This is a genomic window from Thalassotalea agarivorans (assembly GCF_030295955.1).
Lineage (GTDB): Bacteria > Pseudomonadota > Gammaproteobacteria > Enterobacterales > Alteromonadaceae > Thalassotalea_D > Thalassotalea_D agarivorans.
In genome coordinates this window covers 46,578-61,131 of record NZ_AP027363.1, presented here as the reverse complement: position 1 = coordinate 61,131, position 14,554 = coordinate 46,578, and the positions used below count along the sequence as shown (strand labels likewise).

Below are 14,554 nucleotides of genomic sequence, written 5' to 3'. Positions count from 1 at the left end.
TTGCCTCTATGTACGTTCTATATTGTACAAGCTTTTCGCTTGTACTTGATTTCTGCCGCTTTGCTTAGCAACATAAAGCGCTTTGTCTGCTGTGGCAAAAATATCTTCTACCCGTACATTTGGATGTTGATGGTAAGTTGTCACACCACAACTCACTGTAATTTTGAGTCTATGGCCGTGAACTTCTAAAAAGGCTTGTTCTACGCCAGCTCTCAATTCATTAGCAATGGCGTAAGCACCTTCTTCATCTGTTTCAGGTAGAATCATACAAAATTCTTCACCACCGTACCTAAAGCCTTTATCGGCGCTACGGCGTAAGTATTTTAACAGACGATCTGCCATCCAGGTAATACAAAAATCACCCACTAAATGTCCGTAGGTATCATTAATGTTCTTAAAGTGATCGATATCAATAATGATCACACTAAGTGGACTTGCATTACGTTGTGCGCGTCTAAATTCTGAAGCGATATGCTCGTCATAAGAACGGCGGTTATACAAGCCTGACAATTCATCAATCGTCGACTTAGCTTCTAATTCTCTGTTTAACGTTTCAAGGGCTTCTAGCGCATTGTTTAAGTCGGTAGTTCTTTCTTCTACACGTGCTTCAAGTTTGGCTTGAGTCACTTGCTGTAAGTCCATTAACTCTTCTTGCGCTTTTTTCATTTGGCGAATGCTTTCTAGCGATTGCTGCTGCGCTTCTTGTCTGTCTTTTACCTGGTAGTAATATTGACGCGAGACTAAGAAGATAATTAAAAAGCCATTAAGCCAGAACGCTGCACTATACATAAACGCATCATTCTTAAAGGTGCCCATACCACCCCAGTAGGTAAATACCAAATTGACAAAGCCCAGCAGGAATTGCAACGCGATAATCAGGGTGAACATGCGTGACAAACGCACATCGCGCTTAACTAAATGTATACCCGTCACAAATAGCACCATCGCTGTAGCGGCATGCACGCCATAGCTGATCGCGTAGTTTTCGTTGATCGTTAAAAACAAACTGCACGGAATGTAAAACAAAAGTGTAATAGCGAACCAGCGCATCCAAACATACAAGCTATAGTGCTGCTTACGCATCGAGAAAAACTCCATGGTAAACCAAGTAAGGAATGCCGCCGATAATGCGCCAAAGATAGGGAAATCAGAGCCTCTTAAGCCGGTTGCTTCTGGAAAATAATATGTAAGACTACCGCCAATTAACACCGACAGTAGCAAGGTGCGCGTTGCAATGTAACCAAACAGCAAAATGACGCTTTTTTGACGACTAGCAAAAAATAAAAGGAAGACACTAAACGACAAAAACACCATGCCGCCAAGGGCAACACCATGGTAATAAAGGTCTTGATTTATCCAATCAAAAAATTGGCTAGATGGCATAATGTTAATCGGTAGCCTAGCATCAGTAATGGCATTAACATTAAGGAAGATTTCTAAACTTTGATCACGAAGCAGCACCAATTGTGCAGATTGAACGTTATTCTTATACACCTGTACAGGCATTTCCTGCCAACTGCCCGTACCGTCTTTGATATAGACCGTCGCACTAGATATTTGCACACTACTTTCTATGGCAAGTTCAAGTGACATATCACGTGTAGCGATAGAACGCATATCCATATAGATCCAATTGCGCCCTTCAGGAATAAACAAACTTTGACGACGATTTTTGTATCCCTGCCACTCAACAATACCCAGGTCAAAAACCTGTTCACCACGAGATTTCGCTTGCTCAATATCAAACAACTTATTTTCTGATTGTTGCGGCTTGGCGGCATATGTGTGTCCTGAAAGCGCCGACATAACCAACAAAAAGAAAAAGACTACATTTTTCAACCTACATCCTCCAGGCCGAAAACCCGTACTGCGTTTTCAGTGCTTCTTGTTATTATTTCTTCTACTGAACATTGCTTGATTTGCGCTATCTTTTCAACAACATAGGGTAAATAAGCTGGTTCATTTCGACTACTTTTTGGTCTTGGTCGAATGGTCTTAGGTGTTAAATAAGGCGCATCCGTTTCAATAAGTAATCGGTCTAAAGGTAGATACTTTACTGCATCTTGTAGCGCTTGCCCACGCTTATCGTCACAAACCCAACCAGTTATGCCTACAAACATGCCTGCATCAAGCACTTTTTCCAATGTAGCGGTATCATCTGTAAAACAATGAGACACCATATTGGGTACTTTATTTAAATAAGGTTGCAATATCGACATCCAGTCATCAAAGGCATCTCTTTGATGCAAAAATAACGGCATGCTTAAGTCTGCCGCCAAATTAACTTGGCATTCAAACACGCGGCGCTGGTTTTCTGGCGTCGAAAAGTTTCGATTATAATCTAAACCGCACTCACCTATCGCTTTCACACAGGTATTTTGCGCAAGTCCTTTAAGCACTTGTTCAAACTGTTGAGAAACATTGTCAGCGTCATGGGGGTGAACGCCGGCAGTAGAATATAAATAGGTTGGATACTGCTGACAAAGTGACAATGCTGCCGTACTTTCTGCTTCATTGGTGCCAGTAACAAGTTGTGCTTTAACGCCCGAAGATTGTGCTCGAGCAACAACATCTGGTAAGTCTTTAAGAAAGCGGTTGTTAGTCAGGTTAACGCCAATATCTATCACGTGAGTTAGCTACCTTCCTCAGTCTCTTGTGATTCATCTTTAGCTTGATACAAGCCAGCGATTAACAGACCTAACTCAAAGAGTAGCAACATAGGCACCGCTAACATGGTTTGAGAAATTGGATCTGGTGGTGTTAACAACATGCCGACCACAAATGCGGTAACAATAATATATGGGCGCTTTATTTTAAGGCTTTCAACAGTAGTGGCGCCTGTCCACACCATCAAAATGATGATAATCGGGATCTCAAAGGCAAAGCCAAAAGCAAAAAAGAGTTTAAGTACAAAATCAAGGTAATTACTGATATCAGTAGCAATTGCTACGCCTTCTGGTGCTGCGTTGGTAAAGAAATTGAACGCTAAGGGAAACACCACGTAGTAAGCAAAAGCGACGCCAAAATAGAACAATAACGAACTACCAAACATCAATGGCGCAATAAGCTTCTTCTCATTCTGATACAAACCAGGTGCGATAAACGCCCACACTTGATACAGAATATAAGGTATCGCTAAAAAGATAGCGGCCACTATTGCCAATTTAATTTGAGTGAAGAACGGTGATGCAACATCCGTTGCAATCATTTGCGTTCCTTCTGGCAGAACAGCCACTAAAGGCTGTGAAAGAAACAAATATAAAGGTTCAGAAAAATAAGCCAGTGGCAAAAACAGAATGAGCACACATAGAATCGCTTTGAGTAAACGATTACGCAACTCGAGTAAGTGATCAAATAAGGTATAGTGGCCGTTATTTTGCTGGTTTGTCATCGCTGGATTCTGAATTGTCACTGCTATCGCTAGCAGGTTTTTTGGCGTAAGGCTGATTGACCATCTGGGCAGCTTCTTGCAAAGACTCTACAGACTTAGCCACATCAGGCGCTAAGTTTTCCATATTTGCTTGTTCAGCTTTTTTTAAGTTTTGGTGAAGTTCTTGAATTCTTAATTCTTCATTAAGTTCTGTTTTCACGCCGTCGCTAAATCGTTTTACGCTATTTATCCACGACTTAACTGTTCTAATGGCAACAGGCAAACGCTCTGGTCCCAACACAACTAAGCCAATAATTGCGATAAGTATTAGCTCCCAAAAGCCAATATCGAACATCTATTTTGCCTTTTCTTGCTCTTTAGATGTTTCGTCTTCTGCTTGTTCTGTTGGCGCTGACTTGTCTTGGATCGCGTCTTTTGACTCGTCGTCTGTAACAGCCTTCTTAAAGCCTTTTACAGCTGAACCCAAATCACCACCTAGGTTACGCAGTTTCTTTGTACCAAAAAGCAAAATTACAATTACAGCAATAATTAATAATTGCCAAATACTAATACCACCCATGAAAAGCTCCTCAAAGGTTTAAGCGTCGTTTAAGCTTCAGTTTACTCGTGTTTAACGCAAAATTATACCAAGGTAATGATGAATTACCTAAGACAAGTTACGTGATTAGGCTTGTTTTTTCAGATCGCTAAATAGCGGCGCACTGTTGTACGCAATGTTTTGTGGACGGTGGAGATGGAAGCCTTGACCAAATTCACAACCCGCTGCCACCAGTTTTTCATAAAGTGCTTGCGACTCAATGCCCTCTGCCACAATGCGATAACCATATTGGTTGCCCAATTCATTTAGCGCTTTAATCAGTGGCAAATTTTTCTCATTATGCATCAAGCTGCGGGTAAAGCTTCTATCGAGTTTGATGAATTCAAACGGATAGTTGTGAATAAAGTTAAATGACGAGACGCCTTTACCATAATCATCCAGCGCCAATTTAACGCCAAAGTTACGTAATTGACGCAAGCTCTTAAGCGCAGCATCTTCTTGTTCAATAAACGCCGACTCATTGAACTCTAAAATAAGACGATCATGATGCTTAGTGAGTGACTTCACTTTCTTGATCAATTTAGCAGTCTGCCCCGCTTTGGTTAACTGCTGTGGCGACAAATTAATGCTAATAAAGGTATCTTTGAACTCTTTTTGTTCGTGCCATAGGTTAAGTTGATCACAAACGTGCTCAATCACCCATTGTTCAATCTCTTGCACTAAACCTAGTTCTTCCGCCATAAACAAGAAGCTACTTGGTGTCAGCACACCTTTTGTTGGATGTTGCCAACGTAAGAATGCTTCAAAGCCAATCGTTTGACCTGTGTTTAATGCATTAATTTTTTGAAAGTGCAGCTCAAATTGATTTTCAGCAACGGCGTCTCGGAGCTCTTGTTCCAAATTAAGTGAAGCAACGAGCTGCTCTCGCATGCTTTCGTCAAAAAACATGTAGCGGCCTTTGCCTAAGCTTTTGGCCTGATACATTGCGGTATCAGCATCTCGCAGCACAGCATTGCTGTCTTGGTATTCTGGTGTACACATTGCAATACCAATGCTTGCACCGGAATGTAGCGTTTGACCTTCAAGTTCATAAGGAACAGTTATCTTATCGATAATTCGCGTGCACACATCTTCAACATCTTCTTGATGGTTAAAGGCGCTAAGCAACACCACAAATTCATCACCGCCTAAACGCGCTAAGACGTCGTGCTCACGCACGCATTCTTGTAGTCGATTGGCGATTTCCATTAAGAACAAGTCGCCCATATGATGCCCTAAGGTATCATTGATCACCTTAAAGCGATCCAAGTCGATAAATAACACAGCAAAGTTGTGCTGTGGATGACGTTTAACATGCTTTAAGGCGTAATCTAATCGATCAGAAAAGAGCGCTCTATTAGGAAGTTTGGTCAGCGCATCGTGATGAGCATCATGATAAAGCTGCTCTTCTGCTTTACCGCGCTCTTCTATCTGTTTTCTTAAACTAACATTGGTTGCTTCTAATGCTTTGGTGCGCTGTTCAACTCGTTTCTCTAGTTCATCTCTAGACGCATTAATATTGGTTAGTTGGTTAAATCGCTCGATGGTTACGGCAACATGTTTTGCGATAAAGCGAATAAGCTTTAAATCGCCCTCTTCATAGGCATTTTGCTGATGAGTATCTTCAAGTGTCAGCACACCAACAATCTTATCTTTAACAACAAGTGGCGTTGCTAAAAAGGCAATTGGATATTGTTTAAGCTTTAATTTTAATGGCTGAACAATGACATCGTCGGCACTTGATAAGCTATGCACAATACCCTGTCTCACCATAATTGGCGCACCAGTATCTATCGTTAGCTTAACTAAATCATCTTGAAGAAGTGTTTTCTCTCGGGTGATTACTTCACCATCGAACACGTAGGGAAAATTCAATGATTTGCGATCTTTGGTCAACGCGGCAATGGTCATTTTCTTAGCACATAACACACGTTCTATTTCAGTATGTATCTTGCGATAAAAAGCCTTGTCACCCGCCTGATATGAGCTCGACTGCGCAATGTTTAGCAAAGCACTATGGATCTTTAATAAACGGTCTCGTTCCGTTAACTGTTGTTTCAACTGTTGATTTTCATCATGCAACGCTGCGGACTGGTGACCACTATCTGAAACGACTTCTCGCTGCGACGATATACGATGCATCGCTTGTGCAATAAAACCAGCAATAACCTTCAGCAGTTGGCCGTCTGCTTCATCAAAGAAAACTTCCTGTTCATAGCTTTGCAGTGCAATAGCGCCTAATACTTTGTCGCCTACATGAATAGGTACACCTAACCAATCTGTGCACATTGATTGATACTGGCTTAATTTGCCAGCTTGGGTAAGCGCCAATCGCTGGGCTGCATCGCAATGAAGTAATTCTCCGGATTGAACAACAATGCCTGTTAAGCTTTGACGCCAGCTATGCTGTTCTTCTTGCTCGACAACATCAACGACAACAGATTCTTGAGGATTGTGGCAGTAAGCCATGACAAGCTCACTGTCTTCGTCGATCAATGCGATATGAAAGTTGTCGGAAACAAAGAGGGATTTTAGCGCTATTTCAAGGGCAGCAAAAAACGCGTCCAAGTTGTTTGTTGTTTTTGCCATTTCTGACAAACGCAACAAACCAGACTGAACGGTTTGTAAGTGTCGATATTTATTTACCAACGACTCTAAATTAGATAACTGACGTGCAGCTTGGGGTCTATCCGTACTACCAGGCTCCATTTAACGTCTTCCGAATTTGCGCTTATTATTGTTAAGTATTCAGTCTAATAAAAAAGTTAAATTTTCACCAGTATTTATTGATAATTAGTTTATATATTAATAGGTTAACGACAATCTTCGTAGTTTGTGTGTTGGGGTAGAAAATGCGGTGTTTACTGGGCTGTACAAAAATTAGGCATAAAAAAAGCCGGCATAACGCCGGCTTTCTAGAATTAAACTATTTATAGCACCATTGCATTTTTCAGCTTGTTTAACGCGTTCTTTTCTAATTGGCGAACACGTTCAGCACTAATTGAATACTTGTCAGCAAGTTCTTGCAGGGTTGCTTTGTCTTCATCTAACCAACGTGTTTTAACGATGTGTTGGCTGCGCTCATCTAAGTTAACCATCGCTGAGGCTAAGCGGTTATTAGCATGAGATTCCCAGTTTTCGTTTTCTACCGATGTCGCTAGATCAGACTGTTTGTCTTCCAAAAACTGTACCGGAGCAAAACTGCCTGGTGCTGAACCGGCATCATCATCGTCTGACGTTAAGTCAAATGCTTGGTCTTGGCTGCCCATACGAGATTCCATTTCCAACACATCTTTTTCTGTTACGCCGAGCGTTTCTGCTACCGTTGACACTTCTTCTTTGCTAAACCAGCCTAAACGTTTCTTGTTTTTACGTAGGTTAAAAAACAATTTACGTTGCGCTTTAGTTGTCGCAACTTTAACAATACGCCAGTTCTTTAATACATACTCGTGGATTTCTGCTTTTATCCAATGCACGGCGAATGATACAAGGCGCACACCCACAGCTGGGTCAAAGCGTTTTACCGCTTTCATCAGGCCTACATTACCTTCTTGGATTAAATCGGCTTGAGGCAAACCATAGCCTGAATAGCCTTTCGCTATATGAATGACAAAACGTAGGTGTGACATGATCAAGCTTTGCGCCGCTTGTAAGTCATCCTCTTCATGAAGACGAGAGGCTAGCGCATACTCTTCATCCGCACTCAACACTGGAATGCTGTACGCTGATTGTACATATGCTTCAATGCTGCCGCTTTGAGGGACGGTTAACGCCATTGATTGCATAAATTACCTCACAATTCATTTTCTGTTATTCGTTAAATCCACGCGCATCGCTTTTTGAATCAGCTATTACGCAAGGGTCGGACGTGTGACCATATCGAAGTCAGACGTTAATTTCAATGCTTATGACCCGTTAAATTGCTAAAAGTTTGCAACTTTTTGTAAAGATGGGGATAAGCCTTTAAATTTTCAAGTTTTTTAAATCGATAAATTTTTTCTTTATTAAATGAAAAAACATCGTTTTTTGCCAGACCTGCTTATTTTTAAGGCACTGTAGGCTACTCGGCAGTTGGTTCTATCTCTCGAATATGTTTGCGCACAGACAAATAACTACCTACCCAGCCCAGTATAATGGCAAACAAAATTAGCCATGATATTTCTTGTAGCGTCATACCTGCGAGCTCGAAATTACTGTCGTACTGTGCAGATAAATGGGCGATAGCACTAGAAAGAAACGCCCGCAATCCTTCTACCGCAAGGCAGGCGACAAGTCCGCCAATAATGCCATACCATAAACCAGCATATAGGTAAGGCCGTTGAATAAAGCCATCTGTTGCACCGACAAGCTTCATCACCGCTATAGCATCTTTCTGATTCAGTATTTGAAGACGTATGGTATTACTTACGATTAAGATCACCGATAAACACAGTAGTGTTGCAACACCAATGACCACGTCTTCTATAAGCTTCGCCATCGCTTCTAAGCGTGATAGCCAAGCTAAATCTAGTTTCCCTTTTTCTACTTCTCTAATGCCCTCAAGCTTTGTTAGCAACTCTTGTGCGGCACTAGCCTGGCTAAAACGTTGCGTTGGTGTCACTAAAATAGTTGCGGGTAAAGGGTTAGACGCCAAATACTCCAATACGCCACCAAAGCCCGAGTGTTGTTTAAAATCTTCAAGCGCCTGCTCTTTTGAAATAAACACAACGCTATCTACTTCCGGCATCAGCTGAATACGATTAACTAAGTTTTGCGCGGCTCTGTCGGTAACGGAAAGCTTCAAAAAAAGTGATATTTCAGATGCACTTTCCCATTGTGACGATACTCGCTCGGCATTTTTAACAAACAAATTAAGTGACGCAGGTAAAGACAAACTAATACCAAGCACCAAAATAGTCATAACAGAGGTAAACGGTGTGCGCCAAAGGTCTCCTAAGCTACCTACCGATTGTTGTGCGTGCCTGAGCATCCAAGCAATAAAACGGGCAAACACACCTGGTTTCTTATCTCTCTGTGTTGCAGCAGGATTAACCATGTTCGCCTCCTGTTACGGCTAAGCCGTCAGTAAGGCCGTCGGTGATCATTTGTCCTTGCTTCAAAGTTAAGGTGCGATAGCGCATGCGAGCAATTAAGCCTAAATCATGGGTTGCGATTAACACGGCAACACCAACGGCATTAAACTCTTCAAACAATCGAATAATATCGAGGGATAACTTGGGATCTAGGTTACCTGTGGGCTCATCGGCAAGCAGAATTGGTGGTTTATTAACTAAGGCACGAGCAATACCGACACGCTGTTGTTCACCACCAGAAAGCATAAAGGGATAACACTTAAGCTTGCTGCCTAAATGTACCTTATCAAGAGCTGCTTCAACGCGTTTTTTGATTTCTTTCTGACTAAACCCCTCGATAATGAGTGGCAAGGCAACGTTGTCGAAAACGGTGCGGTCCATCAGCAAATTATGATTTTGAAAAATCATGCCTATGCCGCGTCTCGCATAAGGGATTTGTTTGTACTTTACGTTTGAAAGATTTTTACCATTGATAAAGATTTGGCCATTGCTTGGCTTCTCCATCAAGCTAATCAGTTTTAATAAGGTACTTTTACCTGCACCAGAGTGACCGGTAAGAAAGGCCATCTCGCCAGCTTGTAATTCAAAGCTTACCTGTTTCAGCGCAGCGAATCCGCCGGGGTAAGTTTTGCTGACATTATCAAATTTAATCATTGTTGTTATTCTTATCCTTTATTCGATGCGTCAGCCTTAAATGAGCGACAAACACAAAGATACCTAACTAGACGTTTCTTTATGTTTATCACTATAACGTTTGTTTAGTCTCCTACAAACGTGGGGGTCAACAGTTTATTAATACGCTAGCTGTCCTTGGTAAATAACGCGTTAATAAAATCGTCACTGTTGAATGGCCTTAAGTCATCGATACCTTCTCCAACACCTAAGTAACGAATAGGTATACCAAATTTATCGGCGGCTGCAAAGACAACACCACCTTTTGCTGTACCATCTAACTTGGTCAATGTTAATCCGGTCAAACCAACCGCATCATCAAACAATTGCGCCTGGCTCAAAGCGTTTTGTCCTGTACCCGCATCTATGGTGAGCATCACTTCATGAGGCGCATTAACGTCTTGCTTTTTCATCACGCGCACGACTTTCTTCAATTCTTCCATCAAATGAGCTTTGTTTTGCAAGCGGCCTGCGGTATCGGCGATTAGCACATCGACATTTCTTGCTTTAGCTGCACTTAGCGCGTCAAACAACACTGACGCACTATCAGCACCTGTGTGCTGTGCGATAACAGGGATATCATTTCGCTCACCCCACACTTGCAACTGTTCAACAGCCGCCGCTCTGAAAGTATCTCCTGCCGCCAGCATGACTGACTTGCCTTGCGCTTGATACTGTTTAGCAAGCTTACCTATGGTTGTTGTTTTGCCAACACCATTAACGCCGACCATTAAGATAACAAATGGGCCATCATTGTTTTCGATTTCTAACGGTTTGTTTACCGGCTCTAATACTTTTGCCAGTTCGATTTTTAGCAAGTCGTACAATGCTTCGGCATCGTTTAATGCTTTTCTTGATGCTGATTCCGTTAGCGAGTCAATGATCTTCATAGTGGTTTCAACACCCAAATCGGCCATTAACAGTTGTGTTTCCAACTCTTCGAACAATTCATCGTCGATCTTTTTACCTGCAAACAAATCAAGTAAACCGTCGCTAAAATTGCTACGTGTTTTGGATAGACCAGATTTTAAGCGTGCGAAAAAACCCGCTTTCTTAGGTGTTTCTGTTTCTGTTTCTGTTTCTGTTTCTGTTTCTGTTTCTGTTTCTGTTTCTGTTTCTGTTTCTGTTTCTGTTTCTGTTTCTGTTTCTGTTTCTGTTTCTGTTTCTGTTTCTGTTTCTGTTTCTAAAACAGTTTCTTCAGCATCTTCATGCTGTTCAACAGTTTCCTCTTGCACTTCGGTTGTTGCGTTTTCGTCTTTGTTTTCGCTACCAATGCCCAACCAGGAAAACATGCCTTTTTTCTTTGCCATAATGCTTTAACAATCGTAATAAGCTAATGCTATGTATAAGACCTAACAACTAGCCAAAAAATGAATATAATACGTGCTTAGACATGTATATGCCTAATCTCGAAAATTTGCTGGGCATTAGTTTACCATTGAAATAAGCGTCAAAAAACAGGCAATAACAAAGTTATGAACAAACGCGGACAGAAAACAAAAAAGGCGACAGGTTCGATCAGAATCATTGCGGGAAAACACCGTGGCAGAAAGCTATCAGTAATTGACGCACAAGGGTTAAGACCGACAACCGATCGCGTAAAAGAAACGGTGTTTAACTGGCTAATGCCCTATCTCCAAGACGCATCTTGTTTAGACTGCTTTGCCGGTGCTGGTAGCCTTACCTTTGAAGCAATATCTCGTGGTGTTGCCAGTGCGGTAGCGATAGAGTTAAATGGACAAGCGGCTAGTCAGCTCGAAAACAATAAGCAAGTTTTACAAGCCAATAACTTAACTATTGAACAAGGGGATGCGCTGACGCATTTAAAACAGCCTAATCAGCAATTTGATATTGTCTTTGTAGATCCGCCCTTCAATCAACAATTAGTCGCTAAAACCATCGCTGCGCTAAACAATGGTTGGCTAGCAGAAGATGCGTTGATTTACATAGAAATGGAAAGCAACACACCTTTAGATGATCTGCCTGCAAACTGGCAGTTAATAAAGGAAAAAATTGCCGGACAAGTGGCCTTTAGGTTGTTCCAAACCCAATAACCTTTAGTTACCAGAAGTCGCTTGTTGGATTGCTGCCAGTAGCGCATCAGTTTCGTCACTACCTAGGCTAATACGCTTACCCGAGGTTAGCGTGACCTCAACAGCTTTTGTACCTGACACAATGTACAACCATCCTGTTGGAATAAGTCGAATCCCTAAACCGTAGTACCATTTTGCATCAACTATTCGAGCAGACGCTATATCAGATAAGCTAATCGACTTTCGCCAAAACCCGGGACCAAAGCTCCAATACAAGCTAGTTTCATCGATAGATATATTTAGCGAAGAAAAAAGAAAAGCCACAACAGCAATCAGTGCACATACGGGTAGAATGATGTTGGGCTGTTGAGCAACCACACCGACTATGGCGATGATAATCGCCGGCAAAGTCATTAAACACAGCAGAGCTACGCCGAGTTGTTTGTGTTGATAAACCATAACTACTCCAATGTTGACGAATCTAATGTTCAAACATACTAGCGCACTGGCTGATTTACATTGAGAACAATAGTCCTACCTTACATGGTTAAGACAAAAAAAGTCGAGCACATTAGTTAAAAATTAGTATTCTTGAAAGGCGCCACATTGATTGCAGCGCATACCATGGCGGTAAAAAAATAGCGGAAAGCCTAGAAGTAAAAAAACAACGAATGCTGGTTTCTTGCCTTGAGTATAAGCCACCATGTCTTCACTACCACAGTTTTGGCAATGTGGCTTTGTATCGGCAACATCTACAACATCGTCGCTAAAGTCTGTCGCAAGAATGGATCGAGCTTGTTCTAGCTTATCCTCATTAACATAAAGCCGCACTCCGCCCATGGCATCAGAATATAACCATTGCATGTTTATCGTATGCTCATCAGCAACAAAACTATCAATACCAGCAGTATCTAAAGCCGCTTTAGCGATATTGGCATTAAGTGGGTATGAGAATCGCGCTACTACCACCAGTTTGCTCATTACACTTTCCTATTTGCTTTAATTACCTTATATGACCGCGACTCTGGTCAAAGTTATTCGAATTACTCTCGTTAATTAGTATTGAATATGGTTTGAACAATTAAAAGCAAAAAGAGAATAAGCGACAGAAATTTCCAAAATACCAATGGGTTGCGCTCTATCAAAGGCGCATGTTCTATTTTATCTACCATGGTTTGGTTTGGGGTATTTAAATCAGCCAAAAATTCAGAATAAGCCGGATAGCGTTTTGATAGTGTCGGATGAGTCGCTTTTTCTAAAGTTAGATCAAGCCAAGACGGTATATCGCCACGATGTTTGCGGGCACTAATGTAATTCCATAGATGCAATGGTTTATTGTCAGCATGTTGACCTAGCGACTTTTGATAAGGCAACTGCCCGGTCAGCATTTCATATACAATCACGCCCAATGAAAACAAATCGGACGCAACATTCCCTTTTTGACCAAGCAAGTACTCTGGTGCCATATAGCCAATCGCGCCCACTGGCGTTTCATCAGCAATCACAGAGTTAATTTCTTCCAACCCACTTACCTGCACCGTACCGAAGTCGATGAGCACCGCACTGCCGGATTCTGTGATCATAATGTTCTCAGGCTTTATGTCGCGATGCACCATACTTTGTCGTTGCAGCACACGTAAGCTGACGATAATTGCAGATGTAATTTCACGCACCTGCGTTAAGCTTGGCTTGGGATTATCATACATCCACTGCCTAAGCGTTTTACCTTCTATATACTGGCAAACATGATATAGAAAAGGGCTACCCACATTGTGTTCGTCACGCGGATAAATCCTCATAATCGACGGGTGATTAATTCGGCTACCTACCCATTGTTCGCGCATAAATCCGTCAAGATAAGCTAAATCATCTGCAAAGTTTTCTGAAGGCGCTTTTAACACATAAAGCTTCTTGTCGTGCTGATCCCTTGCTAAATAAACATGACTTCGCGTGCCACTGTGTATCACTCGCTCGATCACAAAGTTATCTATTTTATTGCCCGTGCTCATCACTGGCGGTATGGTGCGCGCCGTTAACTGGCGGTGGACTTCAGCCAAATCCGGATTAGGTAAATTGACAACATGCGCAATCAAACAACTGACATTATCTTGACTGCCTGCCGCTACCGCTTCTTCGCAAATGGCTTTTGCCACCTGTTCACTGTCACTTGTCGCGGTCGCCAATAGTTGAGTCATCTGTTCATGGGACAACGCTTCATGAACACCATCAGTTGTTAATACATACTGATCATCCGGCGCCAGTTCATGCGAGATATTATCAACTTGTAAGTGGCTATCCATGCCCAGCGCACGCGTTAGAAAGTGTTTTTCCTTGCGATAGAAATGAGTATGGTCCTTGGTAAGTTGCGTTAGCTTACCCTTACGATACAAATAAATTCTGCTATCGCCAGCATGAAAGATATGAGCCGTTTTTGATTTAAAGACAATCCCTGAAAACGTGGTTACCAGTTCATTTTGGCGAGATTGCATCTGCTGGCCGTGATGAAACAACCAGGCATTTAGGGAAGACAGGATACGCGAAACCGAATCCTTAATGCTCCAAGCTTCCGGCGTACTGTAATAATCATTTATGAAGGTAGTTACAGTAGTTTGGCTCGCTACTTGCGCTTTGTCGCTGCAACTTGCACCATCCGCTATGCAAGCAACACTGCCTTTCCATTGCCGCACACTTGCGCTTGGCTGAAAAGCAGCAAAGGCGTCTTGGTTTTCCTCCTTGACGCCTTGGTGAGAATATCCGCCAAAAGCGACGTCTAGCGCCGCTTCTGAAACTTTGTTATCTACTTGCAAAA

The 14,554-nt window shown here is 42.1% G+C and carries 14 protein-coding genes; 1 reads left to right on the top strand and 13 read right to left on the bottom strand.

What is annotated here, in order from left to right; all coding sequences use genetic code 11:
• Positions 1-6 precede the first annotated feature (6 nt).
• From QUD85_RS00315 to ftsY, 10 genes are all read right to left on the bottom strand, one after another.
• Positions 7-1,839, bottom strand: coding sequence for a sensor domain-containing diguanylate cyclase (locus tag QUD85_RS00315; RefSeq protein WP_093329388.1), 1,833 nt, complete (start codon positions 1,837-1,839; stop codon positions 7-9).
• The gene (locus QUD85_RS00310; protein WP_093329390.1) at positions 1,836-2,627 is read right to left on the bottom strand and encodes a TatD family hydrolase; all 792 of its coding nucleotides are present in this window, start codon (positions 2,625-2,627) and stop codon (positions 1,836-1,838) included. Before QUD85_RS00310 ends, QUD85_RS00315 begins: the two co-directional genes overlap by 4 nt.
• 5 nt (positions 2,628-2,632) lie before the next feature.
• On the bottom strand, positions 2,633-3,391 hold the full coding sequence (gene tatC, locus QUD85_RS00305) for a twin-arginine translocase subunit TatC (RefSeq protein ID WP_093329391.1): 759 nt from the start codon (positions 3,389-3,391) through the stop codon (positions 2,633-2,635).
• Positions 3,372-3,725 carry a Sec-independent protein translocase protein TatB gene (tatB, locus tag QUD85_RS00300; RefSeq protein WP_093329392.1) on the bottom strand — a complete coding sequence of 118 codons (354 nt, stop codon included), beginning with the start codon at positions 3,723-3,725 and terminating at the stop codon, positions 3,372-3,374. The genes tatC and tatB overlap by 20 nt, the downstream gene beginning before the upstream one ends.
• Positions 3,726-3,950 carry a Sec-independent protein translocase subunit TatA gene (gene tatA, locus QUD85_RS00295; protein WP_093329394.1) on the bottom strand — a complete coding sequence of 75 codons (225 nt, stop codon included), beginning with the start codon at positions 3,948-3,950 and terminating at the stop codon, positions 3,726-3,728. It lies immediately after the preceding gene.
• A 105-nt stretch (positions 3,951-4,055) separates the two neighbouring features.
• Positions 4,056-6,677 carry an EAL domain-containing protein gene (locus QUD85_RS00290; RefSeq protein WP_093329396.1) on the bottom strand — a complete coding sequence of 874 codons (2,622 nt, stop codon included), beginning with the start codon at positions 6,675-6,677 and terminating at the stop codon, positions 4,056-4,058.
• Positions 6,678-6,898: 221 nt separating this feature from the next.
• Positions 6,899-7,753, bottom strand: coding sequence for an RNA polymerase sigma factor RpoH (gene rpoH / locus QUD85_RS00285; protein ID WP_093329398.1), 855 nt, complete (start codon positions 7,751-7,753; stop codon positions 6,899-6,901).
• 275 nt (positions 7,754-8,028) lie between these two features.
• On the bottom strand, positions 8,029-9,003 hold the full coding sequence (ftsX, locus tag QUD85_RS00280) for a permease-like cell division protein FtsX (protein WP_093329400.1): 975 nt from the start codon (positions 9,001-9,003) through the stop codon (positions 8,029-8,031).
• Positions 8,996-9,694 carry a cell division ATP-binding protein FtsE gene (ftsE, locus tag QUD85_RS00275; protein ID WP_093329401.1) on the bottom strand — a complete coding sequence of 233 codons (699 nt, stop codon included), beginning with the start codon at positions 9,692-9,694 and terminating at the stop codon, positions 8,996-8,998. The genes ftsX and ftsE overlap by 8 nt, the downstream gene beginning before the upstream one ends.
• 146 nt (positions 9,695-9,840) lie before the next feature.
• The gene (gene ftsY / locus QUD85_RS00270; protein WP_286219616.1) at positions 9,841-11,022 is read right to left on the bottom strand and encodes a signal recognition particle-docking protein FtsY; all 1,182 of its coding nucleotides are present in this window, start codon (positions 11,020-11,022) and stop codon (positions 9,841-9,843) included.
• A 165-nt stretch (positions 11,023-11,187) separates the two neighbouring features.
• Between ftsY and rsmD the strand changes: the two genes are divergently transcribed.
• The gene (gene rsmD / locus QUD85_RS00265; protein ID WP_093329403.1) at positions 11,188-11,766 is read left to right on the top strand and encodes a 16S rRNA (guanine(966)-N(2))-methyltransferase RsmD; all 579 of its coding nucleotides are present in this window, start codon (positions 11,188-11,190) and stop codon (positions 11,764-11,766) included.
• Positions 11,767-11,769: 3 nt separating this feature from the next.
• Here the strand turns inward: rsmD and QUD85_RS00260 are convergent, their stop codons facing one another.
• The 3 genes from QUD85_RS00260 to QUD85_RS00250 all read right to left on the bottom strand — a co-directional run bounded on the left by QUD85_RS00260 (position 11,770) and on the right by QUD85_RS00250 (position 14,552).
• Entirely contained in the window at positions 11,770-12,204 is a 435-nt protein-coding gene (locus QUD85_RS00260; protein ID WP_093329404.1) for a hypothetical protein, read from the bottom strand.
• A 123-nt stretch (positions 12,205-12,327) separates the two neighbouring features.
• Positions 12,328-12,726 (bottom strand): putative signal transducing protein, encoded by a 399-nt coding sequence (locus QUD85_RS00255; protein WP_218139595.1) that lies wholly within the window; start codon positions 12,724-12,726, stop codon positions 12,328-12,330.
• 71 nt (positions 12,727-12,797) lie between these two features.
• Positions 12,798-14,552 (bottom strand): bifunctional protein-serine/threonine kinase/phosphatase, encoded by a 1,755-nt coding sequence (locus QUD85_RS00250; RefSeq protein WP_093329406.1) that lies wholly within the window; start codon positions 14,550-14,552, stop codon positions 12,798-12,800.
• Positions 14,553-14,554 lie beyond the last annotated feature (2 nt).

Coding starts and splice junctions, on each gene's coding strand:
- tatC (WP_093329391.1), bottom strand. CDS start 3,391: ATGACAAACCAGCAAAATAACGGCCACTATACCTTATTTGATCACTTA.
- tatB (WP_093329392.1), bottom strand. CDS start 3,725: ATGTTCGATATTGGCTTTTGGGAGCTAATACTTATCGCAATTATTGGC.
- tatA (WP_093329394.1), bottom strand. CDS start 3,950: ATGGGTGGTATTAGTATTTGGCAATTATTAATTATTGCTGTAATTGTA.
- QUD85_RS00290 (WP_093329396.1), bottom strand. CDS start 6,677: ATGGAGCCTGGTAGTACGGATAGACCCCAAGCTGCACGTCAGTTATCT.
- rpoH (WP_093329398.1), bottom strand. CDS start 7,753: ATGCAATCAATGGCGTTAACCGTCCCTCAAAGCGGCAGCATTGAAGCA.
- ftsX (WP_093329400.1), bottom strand. CDS start 9,003: ATGGTTAATCCTGCTGCAACACAGAGAGATAAGAAACCAGGTGTGTTT.
- ftsE (WP_093329401.1), bottom strand. CDS start 9,694: ATGATTAAATTTGATAATGTCAGCAAAACTTACCCCGGCGGATTCGCT.
- ftsY (WP_286219616.1), bottom strand. CDS start 11,022: ATGGCAAAGAAAAAAGGCATGTTTTCCTGGTTGGGCATTGGTAGCGAA.
- rsmD (WP_093329403.1), top strand. CDS start 11,188: ATGAACAAACGCGGACAGAAAACAAAAAAGGCGACAGGTTCGATCAGA.
- QUD85_RS00260 (WP_093329404.1), bottom strand. CDS start 12,204: ATGGTTTATCAACACAAACAACTCGGCGTAGCTCTGCTGTGTTTAATG.
- QUD85_RS00255 (WP_218139595.1), bottom strand. CDS start 12,726: ATGAGCAAACTGGTGGTAGTAGCGCGATTCTCATACCCACTTAATGCC.